Origin of the sequence: Actinokineospora spheciospongiae, from assembly GCF_003182415.1 — a bacterium.
GTDB lineage: Bacteria > Actinomycetota > Actinomycetes > Mycobacteriales > Pseudonocardiaceae > Actinokineospora > Actinokineospora spheciospongiae.
The window spans coordinates 1-19,072 of record NZ_QHCP01000010.1 but is presented as its reverse complement, the minus strand read 5'-3'; the positions used below and the strand labels follow the sequence as shown (position 1 = coordinate 19,072).

The following is a 19,072-nucleotide window of genomic DNA, read 5'->3' as shown; positions in this document are numbered from 1 at the left end:
CGAGGTCGAACTACAGTGCGACGCCGTTCAACACGAGGTCGGCGAGCGCGCCCGCGGTCAACCCGTCGTCGTCGCCGCTCCACTTGGCCCCGGTCCCCAGGGCGGTCACGATGGTGAGCACCACGGTCGCCACCTCTCCGACCGGGGTCCGCAGCGCCCCGGCGTCGCTCTCCAGCACGGCGACCACGGCGGCGTGCAACCGGGCGCGGGCGGAGTCCCGCCCGGCTGTGGCCCTGGCCCGTTCCCCGTCCCCCGCGGCGTCCGTGGTGCGGGCCCGAGGGGGAGCGGCCAGCCGCACGGCGTCCACCACGGCCCCGGTCAGGGCAGCCTGGGCCGAAACGGCGTCGATCACCGCGACCAACCGCTCGCGCAGGGGCAGTTCGGGGTCGACGGCGGCCAATTCGGCGATGACCCGGGTGGGGTCGGAAACGTGGGCGAGGCAGGCGGCCAGCAACTCGTCCTTGTCGGTGAACGCCCGGAAGACGGTGGGCTCGCTGATCCCGGCGGCCCGCGCGATCTGCAACGTGGTCACCGATGGCCCGAGTTCGGCCAGCAGCGGGATGGCGGCGGCGACCACCATGGCGCGGCGCTCCTCGACGCTGCGCCGAGGTGCCCGCTGCCGAGGTGCTTCCTGTCCGCTCATGCCACCAATGATACGTAGTGAGTACTCACTACGCAACTGGGTGCCGCACGTCGCGTTTCGCACCCCTTCGACCGTCGCGGGATTGCGACCCCCGGCCCGGGCGCCCAGGACAGCGTCATCCGCTCACCTCTGCCGAACTCGACTACCTGCGCGGTCAACGCCCGAGGCGGCTGACGACCGTCCAGCCGAACGGGACCCTCCAGGGCAGCCCGGTCGGGTTCCACCACAACGCCGAGACCGGCACCATCGACGGCCCCGACCGGGAGGCGCACGACCCGGTCGCCGACAACCGCGACGCGTAGCCGGTTCTGTCGGGGGTGCCGGCTAGGCTTCGCCACCTCGACCCTGGGGAGTGGATGATGGCCGTGCGCAGTGAGCAGTTCTTCGACATCCTCGGCGCCCTCGCCGAGGTCGACCGCGCGGACGGTGAGCGCGCCAGCAGTTTCTCCGTGTGCGGCAAGAGGTTCGGCTACTACTGGCCGCGCACGCAGACCGTCGGCCTCAAGCAAACCCTGTCGGAGCAGCAGGCGCTCGTCGCCGAGCGACCGGAGGTGTTCGAGGAGCAGTTCACCTGGGGTGGGTTCGGCTGGGTGGTGGTGCGGCTCTCCGGGGTGGAGGTCGACGAGCTGTCCGAATTGGTCTTCGAGGCGTGGCGGTTGTCCGCCCCGGAGGACCTGCTGGCCCGGGTGCCCGACCACCCGGTGGTGTGACCGGGGGCGCTCAGGCGGTGTCGAAGAAGCGGTCCAGGTTGGTGGCGGCGCTGATCAGGGCCAGGTGCGTGAACGCCTGCGGGAAGTTGCCCAGTTGCTCACCGGTCAGGGCGATCTGCTCCGCGTACAGCCCGAGGTGGTTGGCGTAGGTGAACATCTTCTCCATCGCCAGCCTGGCCCGGTCCTGCTGCCCGGTGCGCGCCAGCGCCTCCACCCACCAGAACGAGCACAGCGAGAACGTGCCCTCCTCGCCGTCGAGGCCGTCCGCCCCGGCCTCGGGGTCGTAGCGGAAGACCAGGCTGTCGTCGACCACCAGCGCCTCGTCGATGGCCTCGACCGTGGCCAGGAAGCGGGGGTCGGTGGGGGAGCAGAACTTGACCATCGGCATCAGCAGCAGCGCCGCGTCGAGGCCGTCGGTGTCCTTGGCGGCGGTGAACGCCTCACCGTTCCAGCCCTCGGTCATGATCTGGCGGTAGATGTCGTCGCGGACGGTGGTCCAGCGGGTGAGGTCGGCGGGGAGGCCGCGGCGGCGGGCCACGCGCACCATGCGCTCGACGGCCACCCAGCACATCACCCGGGAGAACGTGTGGTCGCGGCCGTCGCCCCGGGACTCCCAGATGCCCTGGTCCGGCTGGTCCCAGTGGTCCATCAGCCAGTCGAGCAGCACGCACAGGCCCGCCCACACCCCGTGGGAGATGCCCGCGCCGTGCTTGTCGAACAGGTAGATCGAGTCGATCACCTCGCCGTAGACGTCGAGCTGGAGCTGGCCCGCCGCCCCGTTGCCGACCCGGACCGGGCGGGAGCCCCGGTAGCCGGACAGGTGGTCCAGCTCCTCCTCGACCAGGTCGCTGTCGCCGTCGATGGTGTAGAGGACGCGCAGCGGGCCCAGTTCGCCGTCGTGGTCCTCGGTGACCCGGTCGGTCAGCCAGCCGGTGAACGCCTCCGCCTCGTCGACGAAACCCAGGCGCAGCAGGGCGTACAGGCTGAACGCGGCGTCGCGCAGCCACACGTACCGGTAGTCCCAGTTGCGCTCGCCGCCCAACTGCTCGGGCAGGCCCATGGTCGGTGCGGACACGATGGCGCCGGTTGGCTCGTGGGTGAGCAGCTTGAGCGTCAGCGCCGAGCGGTGCACCATCTCCCGCCAGCGGCCGGTGTAGCGCGACTTCGACAACCAGCCGCGCCAGAACCCGACCGTGGCGTCGAACAGGTCGCCGTCGTGCTCCCCGGCCGGTCCGGGGTCGCCGACCTCCAGCACGAACAGCGCGGTCTCCTGAGCCGACAGCGGGAACTCCGCCCCGGCGGCACCGCCCCCGACCTCCAGCTCCACCGAGGACTCCAGCGCCAGCCGCAGGTCCGCCGTCTCGAACACCACCCGTCGCCCGTCGCCACTGGTGTCCGGGACGGCGCGGCCGTAGTCGGGGCGCGGTTCGACGCGCATCCGCATGGTCATGTGCCCGCGTACGTTCACCACCCGGCGCACCAGCCGCTGCCGGTGGTCGGGGTCGTGCGGGCGCAGGATCGGCATGTAGTCCTGCACCTCGACGATGCCGTCCTCGGTGAGGAAGCGGGTGATGAGGATGTTGGTGTCGGGGAAGTAGTACTGGTGCCTGGTCACCACCTCGCACACCGGGTTGATCAGCCAGTGCCCGCCGCGCTCGGCGTCGAGCAGCGCGCCGAAGACGCTGGGCGAGTCGAAGCGGGGCGCGCAGAACCAGTCGACCCGGCCGCCCGTGTCGACCAGCGCCGCCGTGCGCAGGTCGCCGATGATGCCGTGCTCGGCGATCGGTGGGTACGCGGTCACTGCTCGGCTGCCCGCCAACCGGCCTCACCGGGCACGGCCAGCGCGGCCTTCGGCCCCCAGCTCCCCCTGTCGTAGACCTGGACCGGCGGCGGGTTCTCCAGCACCGGCTCGCACACCTCCCACAGGCGTTCGATCTCGGCGTTGCCGCTGAACAGCGTCTGGTCGCCGCGCAGCACGTCGAGCAGCAGCTTCTCGTAGGCCTCCAGCGGTTCCGCGCCCTGGAACGCCTCCTCGAAGTCCAGGTCCAGCCGCGCCGACCCGACCTCCAGGCCCGGCCCCGGCTTCTTCGCCCGGATGCCCAGCGCCACCCGCGGCTCCTCGGTCAGCTCGAACACCAGCTCGCTGGGCGCGCAGTCGACCCGGTTGGGGAACATCGCCAGCGGCGGTTCGGTGAACCCGACGGTCACCGTGCGCCGCGACTGCGCCATCGCCTTGCCGGTGCGCAGGTAGAACGGCACGCCCTGCCACCGCCAGTTGTCGACGCGGGCCTCCAGCGCCACGAACGTCTCCACTTCGGAATCCGGGGCCACGCCCTCCTCGTCGCGGTACCCGGCGTACTGGCCGAAGACGACCTTCTCCGGGTCCAGCGGGCGCAGCGAGCGGTAGAGCTTGAGCTTCTCCGCGCGCAGCGCCTCCGCGCTGATCTCCGTCGGCGGCTCCAGCGCCAGGAACCCGAGCAGTTGGCACAGGTGGGTGGTGACCATGTCGCGGAAGGTGCCGGTGGACTCCATGAAGCTCGCCCGGCCCTCGATGCCGATCGACTCCGGCACGTCGATCTGCACGTAGGCGATGTGCCCCTGCCGCCAGATCGGTTCGAACAGGCCGTTGGCGAAGCGGAACACCAGGATGTTCTGCACCGCTTCCTTGCCGAGGAAGTGGTCGATCCGGAACAGGCTGTCCTCGTCGAACACCTCGTGCAGCGCGGAGTTCAGCTCGCGCGCGGTCTCCAGGTCGCTGCCGAACGGCTTCTCCAGCACCAGCCGGGCGTCCCGGGACAGGCCGGTCTTGCCGAGCATGTCCACCATCGGCCGCATGGTGCCCGGCGGCACGGACAGGTACAGCAGCGTGCGGGAGTCCGCACCCAACTCCGCCCGCCGCGCCTCGACCGCTGCCGCCAGTTCCTCGCCGTCGTCGGCCGAGGAGGTCTGGAAGGTGATGTGCTCGGCGAACTCCGCCCACCGCGGGTCGTCGGGGTCCTTGGCGACCTTGGCGCGGAACTCCTCGTCGGTGCCCGGCGAGTGCCTGCCCGACCCGATGACGGCGAACTCCGGCAGCAGCCCGGCCCGGTACAGCTTGAACAGCCCGGGGAACAGCTTGCGCCTGGCCAGGTCCCCGGTCGCGCCGAAGATCACGAACACGTGCGGCGGGATGGTCTCCATGTGCTCCGAGTATTCGCCCGCCGCCCGCATCCCGCTCGGCGTGCGCGGGTGAATCGATCCGACTACCTTGGCCGAACACCCGTTCGACCCCTCCGAGGAGACGACAGATGACCGAGTCCACACCCGAGCCCACGGCCGAGAAGCCCACCGACGAGTGGGTCACCGGCGACGAGCCGATGACCGGCCCGCAGCGCTCCTACCTGCACACCCTCGCCCAGGAAGCCGGTGAGGAGGTCCCGGACGACCTCACCAAGGCCGAGGCGAGCGAGCGGATCGAGGCCCTGCAGGAGCGCACCGGCCGCGGCGCGTGAACGCGGGGCACCTCACGCGTAGTCCGCCAGCGCGAGCGCGGTGGTCACCTCCCGGCTCGTCCGTCCGGGCAGGAGGGACGGGTCGGCGAGCGCCGCGTCGCGCAGCCGCAGTTCCTCCGCCGTGCGCGGGATGAGCGTCGGTGCGCCACCGGTCGCCAGGGCCTGGTTGCGCTCCACGAAGCCGCGCAGGCCCCGCTCGTAGGCGGCGAACGCCTCGGTGTGGTCGGCGTGCGTGGCCAGCTCACCCGCCAGGACGTAGGCGCCGACCAGCGCGATGCTCGACCCCTGCCCGGAGAGGAACGACGGGGCGTGGGCGGCGTCGCCAACCAGCGCCACCCGGCCGGTGGACCAGGCGGGCAGGTGGATCTGGCTGACGACGTCGAAGTACAGGTCGTCGGCGGCGCGCATGGCGGCCACCATGCGCGGGATCTCCCAGCCGTGGCCCGCGAACTCGGCCGCGACCAGGTCGCGCTGAGCGGCCGGGTCGCGGTGGGCACCGGCGGGCGGTTCGGGGCTGCTGAAGGTGAGGAACGCGTGCAGCCGGTCGCTCGCGCCCGCCGCGTAGAGCACGCCCGCCTTGCCCGGGGTGTTCCAGGTGATGCCGCCGTGGGCCAGGCCCAGGTGGTTGGGCATGGTGAACCCGGCGAAGCAGTAGCCCAGGTGGCGCAGGTGGTCGGCTTCCGGCCCGAAGGCCAGCCGCCGGGTGCCCGAGTGCAGCCCGTCCGCCCCGATCACCAGGTCGAAGGTCGCCCGGTCCCCGCCCCGGAACACCACGTCGACGCCGGTGCCGTGCTCGGTGAGGGCGGCGATGGAGTCGCCGAAGCGGAAGTCGACCCGGTCGCGCACGGCGTCGTAGAGGACGTCGGTGAGGTCACCGCGGGGCAGCTCCAGGTCACGGCCCTCGACACCCCCGGTGACCTCCTCCGGCCGAATGGTCCCGACTTCGCGCCCGTCGATGTCGACGAAGGTCAGCCGCCGCGTGTCGATGTGCTTCGCCGCGACCCGGGGGAGCAGCCCCATCCGGTCGACGACCTCCACCGCGGTGCCCCGGATGTCGATCGGGTAGCCGCCACCGCGAACGGCCCCCGCCTTCTCCACTACGGTGACCTCGAAACCGTGGTGCCGCAACCAGAACGCCAACGTCGGCCCGGCGACACTGGCACCGGAGACAAGAACACGAGCCATGGCTGTCTACCTACCTTAGGTATCTTTATCCACGCCGTGAGCGGTCGCTCACGACGAACGGGATACCACCGATCATATACCTAAGTTAGGTATGCATGTAAGGGGAGTGCTGATGACCACCGACACCGGGGGAGCCGACGACCTGCTGGCGGCCCTGCTGCCCCGCCTCTCGCAGATCGGCACCGCGGTCAACCGCGGCAAGCTCGACGAGCGCGCCATGGCGGCGGCGGGCGTGACGCTGGAGCGCCCCGCCATGACGGTCCTCAACGTCCTGCACATCGCGGGCGAACCCCTGCGCGTCGGCGAGATCGCCACCCGGATGCAGGTGGTCGGCCCGCACGTCACCCGCCAGCTCAACACCCTGGAGACCCGCGGCCTCGTCCACCGCGTCACCGACCCGAACGACTCCCGCGCCCGCCTGGTCGAACTGACACCGCAGGGCCGGGACCTCGCCACCCGCTACCTCGGTGTCCTGTTCGGCTGGTTCACCGAAGCCCTGGCCGACTGGACCCCCCAGGACCGCCGCACCCTCACCGCCCTCCTCGCCCGCTTCGCCGACGACGTCACCGCCCACCTCGCCCGCTTCGCCGACTGACCGGCGCGGACCCCGACCGGCGGTCCGGTCGACGGTGTGGCTCGCCGCGGTGGTCCCGGGTCAGCGGCGGCCGGTGGCCAGGACGACGAGGAACTGCCCGCCGCCCGCCTCGACGTTCGCGGTCACCGGCAGCCCGGGGACCAGTCGGGAGAACCGGTCCGCCAGCCACTCCGCCGCCTCGCGGGCGTCCTGCTCGGTCGGGCAGCGGGCGACCACCTCGCGGCCCCCCTTGCGCTCCAGCCGCCCGGCGACGGTGACCAGCGGCGCGGGCTCGGCCACGTGCAGGCGCTCCGGCCAGGCGATGACCACCTTCACCGCGCCCTTGCGGGTGTTGCACCCGCGGTGCGCGAGCCGCTCGGCGACCTTGGCCTTCCGATCGGCGGTCCGGCTGTCGACGCTGGGTCCCCGCGGGTCGTTCACCGACATGTCGGGGTCCACTGGCTCGTCGCACACCCAGCAGCGCCAGCCGTCGCGCTCGGCCACATCATCGAGGAGGCTCACCCGAGCAAACTAGCCTGCCCGGCCACCACCGCGCCCGAGCGGGCCGCCACCAGTCCTCGTCTTGGCGGACAACCACCTCGTACCCGGTGGATGGTCGTCCGGGGCCGCGCTCGACCTGCGTGGCACAGATCCGGCCAACGGCGTGGGCCTCTCGTGCGATGCTGCGGTGGGGGTGATCTTGACGGTGCGAGTGACGCAGGTCGATGGGCCGCAGTGGTGTGAGAACGGGCTCGAGGTCAGGGGTGGCCGGTACCCGTTGTCGGTCGAGGGGGCCGTGGTCTCGGCCGTGGGGGTGTTGGTCCCCGGGGTGTCCACGCTGACCAGGCTCGTGCGGTGGTTCTCGATGTACTGGGCGCTCGGCGCCTACGCCGAGGAGCGCTCCCTGGACAGCGAGGGCTTCCGGCGGGTCCTGCGCCGCAGCGAGGTCGCGCTGGCGTTGGCGTTCCTGCAACACGCGGACGGCGAACGGCCGGACGTGCCGGACTACCCGCACGCGGCGGACTCCATCAGGGCGAGGATCGCCGCGGGTGACCCCCGTGACCTCGACGAGTCGTACTCGCCCCGCAGGTGGGGGTTCTGGGAGCAGTACAACGGTTCCACCGCCACCCTCGGGCTCGCCTCCGTGACCGGTGGCGCGCTGCGCACGGGCAGGCACCCGTGCCCGCCGGGCGTGTCGGCCCTGTTCCGGCCCCTGTTCGACACCGCCGCGCACCGGCCGGTCACCCTCGACGACTCGGGGCCCGAGTTGGTGTACACGGCGACCGCCCCCGAGCGGGTGCCGTTCCGCGACATCCTGTGCGCCGCGGGTCCGGACGAGCCGACCGGGCCGGATCGCGCGCGCCGGGAATCGCTGCGGGTGCTGGCCCGGTCGATCCAGCTCAACCCCCGCGCCACGCCCGTCCGGTCGATGGTCGACACCGTGGCCTTCGGGCGGGCCGCCACCACCGACCCGCTCCTCGCAGCGTGCCCCAGTGCGCTCGACTGGCGCGGTGTCCTGCTGCGCCACTACTCCGTCGGCGCGTGGCGGCGGCTCTGGGCCGCCCTCGTCGAGCGGGTCCGCTCGGCCGGGGGCACCGCCACCCGCCAGGACCTGCACGACTGGATCGCCGCGGAGCTGGGTGGCACCGCCCGCTCCCTGGACGCCCTGGTGGCGGACCTGCCCGCGACGCTCGACAGCGCGGGCGACCCGCGTCCAGCGGAGGATGACCTCGGCGGTGCCCGCCCGACCGTGGGCGATGACATCCGCAGGCTGCTGGTGGGCGCGGCCAGGTCGACCGAGCTGACCGGCCGTGCCGAGCGGATGTTCCGCGGCCGGGGCGGCAACCCCTTCCTCACCCCCGACTGGGTGCTGCGGCGCCGGGACGACCACGCCGCACAGCGGCCCGAGGCGTTCGCGCGGACCCTGGTCGACGACATGCCGGCCCAGTCGCGGCGGGTGGCGATGCGCAAGCTCAGGCTGCACGCGGACGGGCACATGACCCTGTTCTCCAAGCTGCACGAGCGCAATGGCCGCTACTTCGCCGAACAGGTGGAGGGGTCGGCCAACGTGGGCCTGCGGGTGGAGCAGTTGACGGCGCTCGCCGAGCAGTCCGGCGTCCTCGCCCGCGGCTGGTCGGTCACCGAGACCGGACGCCGGGTGCTGGGGCTGCCGCGATGATCACCTTCCAGTCGCCGCTGTCGCTGCTGCGGGAGTGGAACACCGACACCGGCGCCGGTCCGCTGCGCGAGGTGCTGGTCACCGGCTACACCGCCGACCTGGTCTTCCTGGAGCGGCACCTGGTCTCGCTCAGCCGCGGCCTCGGCGCCCGCGTCACCGTCCTCACCGACCCGGGGCAGGCCGTGCACGACCCGGTCGACGTCCGCCACGCGGGCTCCGGCTATCAGCACGGCCACGCCCGCTGCGCCAAGGCGTTCCACCCCAAGCTCGTCGTGCTGGTGGGCGACGAGCAGGTCCGGGTGGCACTGGGGTCGGGGAACCCGACGCTGGCGGGCTGGGGGCACAACGACGAGCTGTGGCTGGTGCTGCGCGCCGAGCGCGGCCGCGGCCCGGTCGCCCTGGCCGACCTGGGCGCCTGGCTCGAGGACCTGCCCCGGGTGGTGCTCATGCCGTCGTGGATCGCTGACACCGTCCGCTCGGTCGCCGACGCGGTGACCCCGGACCGGCCGGACGGGACGCACCCGGACCTGCGGATCGCGGGCAACCTGCGGGCGCCGCTGCTGCGCCTGCTGCCGGTGGGGCCGGTGGACGCCCTGGCCGTGTCCGCGCCCTTCTTCGACGCGGCTTCCGCCGCGGTGCGCGCCATCGTCGCCCGTACCCGGCCCGCGGCGACCACGCTCGCGCTCCAGCCCACGATGTCCCAGTACGACGGGACCACGCTGGGCGCGGCGGTCCCCGGCGCCGTGGTGGCGGTGCTGGACGAGACCCGCATGCGCCACGGCAAGCTGGTGGAGTGGGTCGTCGACGGCGCCCGGCGGGCGGTGGTCGGCAGCGCGAACCCGAGCGCGGCGGCGATGCTCACCTCGACCGAGGCGGGTGGGAACTGCGAGTTGGTCGCCGTCTGCCCCATCACCGACTCCCTCGTCCCGAAGGCCGTGGAGACGGTCCCCGTGGTCGAGGTCAGCGGGGTGTCCACGATCCCCGACCAGCGCACCGGCCCGTCGTCGCCCGCGCTGGTCGTCGTTGGTGCCCGCCTGCGGACCGGGGTCGCGTCCGTGGAGCTGAGCAGCCAGGTCGGCGGGCGCGTGGTGATCGAGATGTCCGAGAGCGGGCAGCCCGGCACCTGGGCGGCCGTCCACGAGGTCGTCCCCGAGCCGCGGGCGCCGTTGACCGCGACCGACTTCCCCACCACCTTCCCCGCGGGTTCCTCGGTGCGCGCCCGGGCGGGCGACATCACCGACCCGACCGTGTCGAGCGTGGTGAACCTGACCGACACCGCCCGGTGCGAGCCCCGCGACGACTCCGCGCCGCGGGCCGCCCGCGACCACGACCCGGAGAAGGTCTTCCTCGACGCCTCGCTGTTCCAGCAACTCGTCCGGGACATCGAGGAACTGCACATCGCCTTCGCGGACCAGCCGCACGCCGACCCCGCGCGGATGGGTGCGGCCCGGACCGACCCCCACGGCTCCTGGGCGCTGCGCACCGAGACGATGCTCGGCGCGTCGTTCGCGGCCTGGGTGTACCCGGGGCTGCTGCCCGGCCCGGCCCCCGTCGCGGACCACTCCTGGGAGGAGGAGCCCGAAGGCGAGGAGGACGAGGTCGTGGTGACCGCCGCGCTCGACGAACCCGACGGCGAACCGGACGTCGAGCGCGTGCACGCCAGGATGCGCAAGGACGCGGCGAAGCTCGCCGCCCGCGTCCGCGACGCGGAGGGCCCCGCCGCGACCAGGGCCGCCGCGGTCAAGGTCTACCTCACCCTCCTCGCCGCGGGCGTCTGGAAGGGCTCCGACGCCTGGCGGGCGGACTTCGCCGACGTCGTCACCGCGGTCATCCCCTCGGAGCAGGAGCAGCGCGAACTGCCCGCCATGGCGCTCGACATGGCGATGGCGCTCACGGCGGTGGGTGTCGCGGTCCTGCTCCGGGGAACCAGCCTGCGCGGAACGAGCGGCGCCGACCGGCTCGGCACCCGCGTTTGGGAACGCGCGCGCGATGTCATCCCCCACGCGGAGCCGCGCCACGTCGACGAGTACCTGCGAATCCCGTTGCACCACCAGGGAATCGCAGCGGTGTACTCCGAGGTGGAAGAACTCATCTCCTTCACCACCGAGGCCGTGGACGACCCGAGGGCCGTCGTCCGCGAAAACCTCGCGAAGGCGGGTTTCGACGCCCGGCTCGAGTCCGACACCTGGGTGCTCGACGGCGAGTTCGGCAATCCCCGCCTCACAGCGGCGAAGGTGGCCACGATCTCGCAGGCCCCGTGCTCGGTCCTGGTCCGCACCGCGACCAGGGCGGTCGTGGTGCTGTGGTCGGGGAACCAGCTAGCCCTCGCGGAGTCGACGTTCAAGAAGTGGCGCCACTACACGCTCAGCCCGGTGTCCAGCCCCCGGGTCCTGCTCGGGTCCTCCGACGGGCTTCCCGCCACCAGCAGGCAATACCCGCTCGAACCCGTGGCGCCGCCCACGGCGGAGCTCGCCGCTGACACCGGCGCGGACATCGGCCTCCTGGTCCTGGCGCTCAAGACCGCCTGAACCGGAACTGTCGGTGGGCGCCGCTATCGTCGCGGGCGTGGGGATTCTGGGGATGATCGAGGATGACGAGTACCTGCCGGAGTACGGGACGCTGGTCGTCCGGGACGGGGAAGGCCGGGACAGGCTGCCGGAGGCGGGTGGGCTGCTGGGGGAGCTGGAGACCTCGGCGCTGAGCGGTGGGTTGGCGACGGCCGGGGACGGGTGGTTGCACGGCACGACCGGTGATCCGTACCAGGCGGTGCGGCTGGAGGCGCACGACCGTGAGCCCGCGCTGGAGCCGGGGGAGTGGGAGGACGTCCTGGTGACCCCCTACCGCAGCCGCACCGGCTCGGTGGGGCTGGGGAGGCTGACCGGCGGCGTGCCCGGGGATGAACTCGACCTGGGGAGGAACGGGTTGTTCGAGGCGCGCGTGGCCCGGCGCGCGGCCGAGGAAGGGGTGCAGGGGAAGGTCTGGCTGGTGCAGTTCTGGCCGGTGGAGGCGTCCGCCGGGCACCGGTGGGTGCAGCGGACCACCGCGGCGGAGGGTGCCGAGGACGCCGCGTGGGGGCAGGTGCTCGGGTACCAGGCCATGGACGTCGCCTACTTCGCGACGGGGTACGGGATGCGGCACCCGCAGTCCTGGTACGACGAACCGCTGCCCGGAGACCCGGTGCCCGCGTCGGTGTGCGCGCAGCTCGGGGTCCCCGTGCCGGTGACCCGGCGCGACGTGGTGCCGGTGCTCGTCGCCGCCGGGGTGTTGGCGCCGGAGGGGGAGGGGCACCGGTTGGTCACGCGGCCGCCGATGGCCGTGGACCGGCTGGAACTGCCGGAAGAGCAGGCGAAGCGTCTGCGGGAGAGCAACGTCCGCGCTCGGCTGACCCGGCTGGCGGCCGAAGTCACCTCCATCGCCGCCTGGGGGAACCCCGCGCCCGTCGATGACCTCGCCGAACGCCTCCTGGTCGAGGAGGGGCTGATCCCCGAGGTGGTGGCCCACGCCGTCTCCGACAGGCTCATCCGCCACGACGCGGACGGCATCCGGCCGCTTCCCCGGCCGCTCCCGACGACCTCGCGCGCGGTCATGCCCAAGCCGGGGCCCCGCGCACGCACGTCCAGGGTGACGCCCGAGGGGTTGGGCAGCGGTGGCGTGGGGGGCACGTCCGTCGCGGTCGCCCACCCGCTCGGTGGTGACCAGGGTGTGGAGCTGCCTCCGGGCAACCCACCGCGAGTCGGGGTGGTGACCGCGTCCCGCGACGTCCTCGTGTGGCGCGGAGAGGAACCCGTGGTGCTGGGGCGGGTGCCGGAGCAGCACGTGCACCACGCGCTGGAGACCCGGGACGGTGTCGTGGTCAGCGCAGGCGAGGTCGCCTGGCTGGTCCGCTGGGACGGTGAGGTCGCGCGGCTGCCGGTCGACCTCGGGTTCGCCCCGGTGCGCAGCGCTGACGGCAGGCTCCTCGGCGGGGTCCAGTCGCACACGGGCAGGCGAAGCTGGGACCAGCCGCACCTGCTCGACCTCGACACGGGGGAGGTGGCCAGCCTGCCTCGCGCGGACGGCCTCACCCGTCGGCCACTGGCCGTCCACGGCGGAGCCCTGTACTTCACCGAGGGCACCTTCCACGACGCGACCACCCACCGCTGGCTCCCCGGGCACGACCCCGAACCCCTCGGCCCCGGCACCTGGGTGGTCGACCCGCTCTCCGGCACCCGCTCGTCCGGCAGCCCAGGGCGGTACACCCTCCACACCCCGGGCGGCGCACAGGTCCCGCTCGTGGTCGAGGCCCCGCACCGGTTGGCCCCGGCGGGGTCGTCTACACCCTCAGGAACAACCCGAACACGATCGCGGTCCACGACCCCGCGGCGACCGCCCCGACCCGGCACCGCCTCCCCGACGACGTGCGGCTCGGCCCGGGCGGCCCGGTCTGGGAAAGCGCGTCCACCCTCGTGTTCCCGGCCCAGTACCCGCCCCGCCTCGTCCGCTGGAACGTCCACACCGGCCTGCTCGACGAGTACCCCCTCCCGCACTCGGTCGGGTACCTGCCGCTGCCCATCGCGGGCATCCTCGACCGCGGCGAGCGCTCCCGGTCCCCTCTTGACCCCCACGCCACGTGAGGCTCCACAGTGGCGGCATGGAGATCGAGGAGCACACCGTCGGCGCGGTCGCGGAACTCACCGGGGTGTCCGTGCGGACCCTGCACCACTACGACGAGATCGGGCTGCTGGAACCGAGCGACCGCAGCGCGGCGGGCTACCGGCTCTACTCCGCCGACGACCTGCGGCGGTTGCAGCGCATCCTGTTCTACCGGGAACTGGACTTCGACCTCGGCACGATCGGCGCGGTGCCGGCCGAACCCGGGGTCAGCGACGAAGACCGGCTGCGCGCCCAACGCGAGCTGTTCGGCGAACGGATCGCCCGCCACCAGGCCATGACCGCGGTCATCGACCGGGAGTTGGCCGCACGCAAGCTGGGGCTGACCCTCACCCCGCAGGAGCGGCTGGAGGTGTTCGGCAGCACCCGGCTGGAGGACAACGCAGACCGCGCCGAGCAGCGCTGGGGCGGCACCGAGCATTGGCGGCAGCGGCAGCGGCGCGCCTCGGCCCACACCGCGCGGGACTGGCTCGCCATCCGCGCCGAGCAGTCCGGCATCCACCAGCGCCTGCTCGACGCCATGCGCGCGGGTGTCCCGGCCACCTCCCCGACCGCCATGGACCTCGCCGAGGAGCAGCGCCTGCACCTGCACCGGTGGTTCCACGACTGCGACCACGACACGCACCGCCGCCTCGCCGCCGCCTACCTGGCCAACGAGCGCATCGGCCGCAACTACGACGACATGGCCCCCGGCCTGTCGCGGTACGTCCACGACACGATCACCGCCAACGCCGACCGCGCGGCCACCCCGACCTGACCTGCGCCCCACCGGCCAGTCCCGCGCCGCAGGCAGCCGCATGGTGAGGCAGGCCCGCCTGCCAGGCCTTCCCTGCGGGCACCCGCAGGGTGGAACAGGTCTCGCCCGCCGGTCCGGTCTGCGCTGCGGGTAGCCGCATCGTGAGACGGGTCTTGCCCGGCGTGCCCGGTTGGGCTTCGGCTGCTGGCAACCCATCCGCCTCCGCTGGGCCGTGTCTTCAAGCTGCGGGGTTTTGGTGGGTGGTGCCCGGCTGGGTGGATGTGTTTGGCCGGGCCCCTATGGCGATCATGTGCTCCAGTGCGTCAGGTGGGGCTGAAAAGATGCCCCACCGCCCAGGCAGGCTGTCACATGATCGCCACCCCCGGCCAAACACATCCACCCACCCGGGCAGTCGGGCCGCCGGGCCGCCGGTTTCGGGGGTGGCTGGTTAGGCCGCTGCGCTGGTGGGGTTCGCGGTGGCTGGTGGCCAGCCGGCGGTTGGCGGGGTGGTTGGGTGGCTGGCCAAGCGCCTCCACCCACCCGGGCAGTTGGCTCGCCGGGCCGGCGGTTGGCGGGGTGGTTGGGTGGCTGGCCAAGCGCCTCCACCCACCCGGGCAGTTGGCTCGCCGGGCCGGCGGTTTTCGGGGTGGCCGGCCTGCGTTAAGGACCTCCACCCACCCGGGCATTCGCTCGCCGGGCTGGCGGTTTTCGGGGTGGTCGGCTGGGCAAGCACATCCACCCACCGGGCGTCTGCTTGGCCGGGCCGGCGGTTCGTGGGGGCTGGCTTTGAGGACAGGGCCTGGTCCGGCCCGCGCTGCGGGCAGCCGCACCGTGAGGCGGGTTTGTCCGGCGTGCTCGGTTGGCTTCGGCTGCCGGCATCCGCTCGGTGAGGCCCGGCTCGCCCGTCGGTCAGGCTTCTGCTGCGGGCAGTCGCACCGTGAAGCGGGTCTCGCCCGGCACGCTCGCCACGTCGACCGAACCGTCGTGGGCCTGCACCACCGCTGCCACGATCGCCAGGCCGAGGCCGGTGCTGCTGCCCGCCGCGCGGTTGCGGGAGCTGTCGCCTCGGGCGAAGCGCTCGAACACCTCCGGCAGCAGGTCCGGGGCGATGCCGGGGCCGTCGTCGGCCACCGTGAGCACCGCCTCCGGGCCCGAGCGGGTCAGGGCCACGGTGATCGTGGTGCCCGGTGGGGTGTGCGTGCGGCCGTTGGCCAGCAGGTTCGCCAGGACCTGGTGCAGCCTGGCCTGGTCGCCGACCGCCAGCACCGGTTCGCCCGGCAGGTCGAGCCGCCAGTGGTGCTCCGGGCCTGCCACCCGGGCGTCGCCGACGGTGTCGATCACCAGCATTGACAGGTCGACCGTCTCGTGCAGCAGTGGACGCCCGGAGTCCAGCCGGGCCAGCAGCAGCAGGTCCTCCACCAGGGCTGTCATCCGCCGCGCCTCCGACCCCACCCGCGACAGCGCGTGCGCCACGTCCGGCGGCAGTTCCCCGGTGCGCCTGCTCGCCAGCTCGGTGTACCCGCTGATCGCGGCCAGCGGCGTGCGCAGCTCGTGGCTGGCGTCGGCCACGAACTGCCGCACCCGGGTCTCGCTGGCCTGCCGGGCGGTCAGCGCGCGGCCGATGTGCCCGAGCATCCGGTTCAGCGCGGACCCCACCTGCCCGACCTCGGTCCGCTCGTCGGAGTCCACCGCGGGCACCCGCACCGACAGCGCCACCTCACCCCGGTCCAGCTCCAACTCGGACACCCGCTGCGCGGTCGCCGCCATCCGGTCGAGCGGTTCCAGGGTCCGGCGCACGATCAGCGCCCCGGCCACCCCCGCGATGGTCAACCCGATCAGCGCGACCCCGCCGAGCACCAGGCCCGTGGTCAGCAGCGTGTCCTCGACCCCGGCCAGCGGCAGCCCGGTCACCACGACGTCGCCGTAGACCGTGCGGACCGCGATGAGCCGGTAGTTGCCCACCCCGTCCAGCTCCCGGTCCCGGGTGACCCCGTCGGCGGGCAGCGCCGCCAGCACGTCCATCGCCGAGCCGGACAGCGGCTCCTGGACCAGGGTGTTGGTCTGCCGCTTCGCGTCGTCGACCGCACCGCCCACGATCAGCGCGCTGATCGTGCCCGGCCCCCGGCCCGGCGCGTTGCTCGGCGGCGGGCGCATCCCCGGCGGCATCCGGCCGGAGAACTCGGTGGCCCGGCCGCTCGCCTGCCGCAACTGGTCGTCGAGCTGCCCCACCAGGAACGCCCGCAACCCCACGACGGTGACCACCCCGATCACCAGGCACACCAGCGCCAGCAGCACGAGCTGCTCGGCGATGAGCCGGGTGCGCAGGGACAGGGGCCGCTCACCCAGCGGGCTTGAGGGCATAGCCCGCTCCCCGCATGGTGTGGATCATCGGCTCCCGGCCCGCGTCGATCTTCTTGCGCAGGTAGGAAATGTAGAGCTCGACGATGTTCGCCTGACCGCCGAAGTCGTAGTTCCACACCCGGTCGAGGATCTGCGTCTTGCTCAGCACCCGGCGCGGGTTGCGCATCAGGAACCGCAGCAGCTCGAACTCGGTGGCGGTCAGCGTGATCTCCGCACCCGCCCGGTGCACCTCGCGGGTGTCCTCGTCCAGCGTCAGGTCACCCACGACCAGGGTGGCGTCGTTGCCCGCCTCGCTCACCCCGGTCCGGCGCATCAGCGCCCGCAACCGCAGCACGACCTCCTCGACGCTGAACGGCTTGGTGACGTAGTCGTCGCCGCCCGCGGTCAGGCCCGCGATCCGGTCCTCCACCGAGTCCTTCGCGGTCAGGAACAGCACCGGCAGGTTGTCGCTCTCCGCGCGCAGCCTCCGCAGCACCTCGATGCCGTCGAAGTCCGGCAGCATCACGTCCAGGACCACCGCGTCCGGCTTGAACTCGCGCGCCGTGCGCACGGCCGTGGCCCCGTCCAGGGCGCTGCGCACGTCCCAACCCTCGTAGCGCAGCGCCAGCGTGACCAGCTCGGCCAGGGTCGGTTCGTCGTCGACCACCAGCACGCGCACGGGCTGGCCGTCGGGCCTGCGGAGGTCGGGGCGGGACACGGCGTTCACGGACATGCTCCCATCGTGGTGCGCCGGGTTGGGGTCGCACTGTGCCGACCCTGTGTATCAGCTGTGCGCGGCGACGGCTCCCCGGACGAGCCGGACATAGGTGACGCAGAAGCGGTGCACAGCTCATCCACAGGGACGGCGGCGAACCTGGTCCCACACCGAGGGGCACGGGGCCCCGCGGTGGACCCAGGAGGAACCATGTCCGACCAGACCGGCAGGCCCGGCCAGGAGCAGCCCGCCCCCGCGGCGCAGCCCACGGCCCCGCGGCCCGAGGCGCACGACCCCGCGGCGCAGCAGCCGGTGGGCCAGGAGTCCGCGGCGCCGCAGGCCGCGCCGGGGCAACCCGCACCCCAGCAGCAGGCGGCCTGGGGCGCACCCGGGCCGGAACAGTCCATGACCTGGGGCGCGCCCGCACCGGAGCGGACCGCGCCCCGCTGGTCGTGGAAGAAGACCGCCGCCGCGACCGCTGTCGCCGTGGGGGTCGCCGTCGGCGGCGGGTTCGCCGTCTACGCGGCGGGCAACGCCACCGCGGACGGCGCCGAGCAGCGCGGCGGACCCGGCGGGATGCGCGGAGGTCCTGGCGGCATGGTCATCCGGGGCGGGGTGGGTGGGCTGATGGGCGCGCTGCATGGCGAATTCGTCGCCTCGGACGGCAACGGTGGCTACGAGACCAAGCTGATGCAGACCGGCGAGGTCACCGCGATCAGCGACACCTCGATCACCGCCAAGAGCGCCGACGGCTTCACCAAGACCTACGTGATCGACGCCGACACGGTGAAGACCGCGGTGGAGACCGGCGACCAGGTGATGGTCCTGGCCACCACCTCCGGCGACACCGCCACCGCGGAGTCCGTCTCCGAGGGAGACGTCATGGGTGGTCCCGGAGCCCTCGGCGGGATGCCCGGTGGTCAGCAGCAGGGCGTGCCGCCGCGCCGCGACGGCACCGGCGGCACCGGCGACCAGTTCCCGGACGGGGGCGGCACCCCGCCCGGGAACTGACCGACCGGCCCGCTCGACCCCGTCGACTACTTGTCGACGGGGTCGACGACCTTCGAGGCGGCGGTGATGATCGACCACAGCGGGCTGCGGGTGCGCTCGTAGTAGACGCGCCGGTTCGCGGGCTCGCGGTGCTCGGTCAACATGCCCAGGTCCACCAGCCGGGTCAGCTCCACACCGCAGGCGCTCTGCGCGATCACCGTCTTCGGTGGTTCCGACTGGAAGAACCGCGGCCCCGCGTGCTGGTGAATCCACAGTGCCAACCGCAGTCGACTCGGCCTGCCGAACAGCAGTCGACCCACATCACCGGCGTCCATCCCACTCCTGACATCGCAAGTCTCTATCCGTTATCAAGATAGCGAGAGGGGGGCTCGGTGTCGAGACGGAATGTCGGGACGGATGTCGGGACCGGCATGCGGCGGCGGGTCTCCGCGCCGGGGCGGTCGCGGGCCCGGTGTGGCCGCTCGGGCTGCGCCGCGACCTCGGGGTGGGCGCTGACCAGCGCGAACACGGCCGATGACGGCTTAAGGGACCCCCCTGTGAACCCCCGTTTTGGGGTCGTGTAACTTTATCCAAGTCAGAGCGACACGGGCCGGGAAAACAACCGGAACGGGCACTGACCGGGGGTCACGAACCAAGCTCCCACCTCGCGGTGGTAGAGTGGGTGACCTCGAAGCGCAAGACAAAACATAGCCTGCAATACCAGCCTCGGATGAGGCCGCCCCGGAATGGGGTCGGTTGAGTCGGATGTGCGTGTGTTGTTTGAGAACTCAACAGTGTGCCGATTTAAGCCAGTAGAGCTTAATATCATGAAACCCTGTCAGGGGTTTCCTTTGAGATG

The 19,072-nt window shown here is 72.8% G+C and carries 18 protein-coding genes; 8 read left to right on the top strand and 10 right to left on the bottom strand.

Annotated features, from left to right (window positions below; genetic code table 11):
- Positions 1–10: 10 nt before the first annotated feature.
- Positions 11–643, bottom strand: a complete 633-nt coding sequence (locus DFQ13_RS23730; protein WP_110081407.1) for a TetR/AcrR family transcriptional regulator — start codon at positions 641–643, stop codon at positions 11–13.
- A gap of 359 nt (positions 644–1,002) precedes the next feature.
- Here DFQ13_RS23730 and DFQ13_RS23720 point away from each other — a divergent pair, with 359 nt between their 5' ends.
- Positions 1,003–1,353: an MmcQ/YjbR family DNA-binding protein gene (locus DFQ13_RS23720; RefSeq protein ID WP_035279717.1), complete on the top strand. Its 351-nt coding sequence runs from the start codon at positions 1,003–1,005 to the stop codon at positions 1,351–1,353.
- A 10-nt stretch (positions 1,354–1,363) separates the two neighbouring features.
- Here the strand turns inward: DFQ13_RS23720 and DFQ13_RS23715 are convergent, their stop codons facing one another.
- Positions 1,364–3,154, bottom strand: a complete 1,791-nt coding sequence (locus DFQ13_RS23715) for a glycoside hydrolase family 15 protein (RefSeq protein WP_084175349.1) — start codon at positions 3,152–3,154, stop codon at positions 1,364–1,366.
- Positions 3,151–4,533 carry a glucose-6-phosphate dehydrogenase gene (gene zwf, locus DFQ13_RS23710; RefSeq protein ID WP_035279806.1) on the bottom strand — a complete coding sequence of 461 codons (1,383 nt, stop codon included), beginning with the start codon at positions 4,531–4,533 and terminating at the stop codon, positions 3,151–3,153. The genes DFQ13_RS23715 and zwf overlap by 4 nt, the downstream gene beginning before the upstream one ends.
- Positions 4,534–4,640: 107 nt before the next feature.
- Here zwf and DFQ13_RS23705 point away from each other — a divergent pair, with 107 nt between their 5' ends.
- Entirely contained in the window at positions 4,641–4,844 is a 204-nt protein-coding gene (locus tag DFQ13_RS23705; protein WP_035279714.1) for a DUF3072 domain-containing protein, read from the top strand.
- A 12-nt stretch (positions 4,845–4,856) separates the two neighbouring features.
- Here DFQ13_RS23705 and DFQ13_RS23700 read toward each other — a convergent pair whose 3' ends face one another.
- Positions 4,857–6,029, bottom strand: coding sequence for an FAD-dependent monooxygenase (locus DFQ13_RS23700; RefSeq protein WP_110081406.1), 1,173 nt, complete (start codon positions 6,027–6,029; stop codon positions 4,857–4,859).
- A gap of 112 nt (positions 6,030–6,141) precedes the next feature.
- On the opposite strand from DFQ13_RS23700, the gene DFQ13_RS23695 reads away from it, so the two are divergent.
- A complete protein-coding gene (locus DFQ13_RS23695) occupies positions 6,142–6,624 on the top strand; it encodes a MarR family winged helix-turn-helix transcriptional regulator (RefSeq protein WP_110081405.1) in 483 nt (160 codons plus the stop codon).
- Positions 6,625–6,684: 60 nt separating this feature from the next.
- Here the strand turns inward: DFQ13_RS23695 and DFQ13_RS23690 are convergent, their stop codons facing one another.
- Positions 6,685–7,125: a hypothetical protein gene (locus DFQ13_RS23690; RefSeq protein ID WP_110081404.1), complete on the bottom strand. Its 441-nt coding sequence runs from the start codon at positions 7,123–7,125 to the stop codon at positions 6,685–6,687.
- A 256-nt stretch (positions 7,126–7,381) separates the two neighbouring features.
- Between DFQ13_RS23690 and DFQ13_RS23685 the strand changes: the two genes are divergently transcribed.
- Together DFQ13_RS23685 and DFQ13_RS23680 are read left to right on the top strand one after the other, a co-directional pair.
- The gene (locus DFQ13_RS23685; RefSeq protein WP_146241342.1) at positions 7,382–8,782 is read left to right on the top strand and encodes a hypothetical protein; all 1,401 of its coding nucleotides are present in this window, start codon (positions 7,382–7,384) and stop codon (positions 8,780–8,782) included.
- On the top strand, positions 8,779–11,310 hold the full coding sequence (locus DFQ13_RS23680; protein ID WP_110081402.1) for a phospholipase D-like domain-containing protein: 2,532 nt from the start codon (positions 8,779–8,781) through the stop codon (positions 11,308–11,310). Before DFQ13_RS23685 ends, DFQ13_RS23680 begins: the two co-directional genes overlap by 4 nt.
- A 309-nt stretch (positions 11,311–11,619) precedes the next feature.
- Here the strand turns inward: DFQ13_RS23680 and DFQ13_RS23675 are convergent, their stop codons facing one another.
- Together DFQ13_RS23675 and DFQ13_RS23670 are read right to left on the bottom strand one after the other, a co-directional pair.
- Positions 11,620–11,880, bottom strand: a complete 261-nt coding sequence (locus tag DFQ13_RS23675; RefSeq protein ID WP_110081401.1) for a hypothetical protein — start codon at positions 11,878–11,880, stop codon at positions 11,620–11,622.
- Between the two features lie 9 nt (positions 11,881–11,889).
- Entirely contained in the window at positions 11,890–12,444 is a 555-nt protein-coding gene (locus tag DFQ13_RS23670) for a hypothetical protein (RefSeq protein ID WP_146241341.1), read from the bottom strand.
- A gap of 735 nt (positions 12,445–13,179) precedes the next feature.
- On the opposite strand from DFQ13_RS23670, the gene DFQ13_RS23665 reads away from it, so the two are divergent.
- Positions 13,180–13,395 carry a hypothetical protein gene (locus DFQ13_RS23665; RefSeq protein WP_110081399.1) on the top strand — a complete coding sequence of 72 codons (216 nt, stop codon included), beginning with the start codon at positions 13,180–13,182 and terminating at the stop codon, positions 13,393–13,395.
- 17 nt (positions 13,396–13,412) lie between these two features.
- Positions 13,413–14,189 carry a MerR family transcriptional regulator gene (locus DFQ13_RS23660; RefSeq protein ID WP_110081398.1) on the top strand — a complete coding sequence of 259 codons (777 nt, stop codon included), beginning with the start codon at positions 13,413–13,415 and terminating at the stop codon, positions 14,187–14,189.
- Positions 14,190–15,077: 888 nt separating this feature from the next.
- On the opposite strand, the gene DFQ13_RS23655 is transcribed toward DFQ13_RS23660, so the two are convergent.
- Both DFQ13_RS23655 and DFQ13_RS23650 read right to left on the bottom strand, forming a co-directional pair.
- A complete protein-coding gene (locus DFQ13_RS23655) occupies positions 15,078–16,529 on the bottom strand; it encodes a sensor histidine kinase (RefSeq protein WP_110081397.1) in 1,452 nt (483 codons plus the stop codon).
- A complete protein-coding gene (locus DFQ13_RS23650; RefSeq protein ID WP_110081396.1) occupies positions 16,507–17,241 on the bottom strand; it encodes a response regulator transcription factor in 735 nt (244 codons plus the stop codon). The genes DFQ13_RS23655 and DFQ13_RS23650 overlap by 23 nt, the downstream gene beginning before the upstream one ends.
- Positions 17,242–17,433: 192 nt before the next feature.
- On the opposite strand from DFQ13_RS23650, the gene DFQ13_RS23645 reads away from it, so the two are divergent.
- Complete coding sequence (locus tag DFQ13_RS23645; protein WP_233438548.1) at positions 17,434–18,234, top strand: hypothetical protein; 801 nt, start codon at positions 17,434–17,436, stop codon at positions 18,232–18,234.
- Between the two features lie 26 nt (positions 18,235–18,260).
- Here DFQ13_RS23645 and DFQ13_RS23640 read toward each other — a convergent pair whose 3' ends face one another.
- Complete coding sequence (locus tag DFQ13_RS23640; RefSeq protein WP_035279700.1) at positions 18,261–18,548, bottom strand: hypothetical protein; 288 nt, start codon at positions 18,546–18,548, stop codon at positions 18,261–18,263.
- Positions 18,549–19,072: the final 524 nt, after the last annotated feature.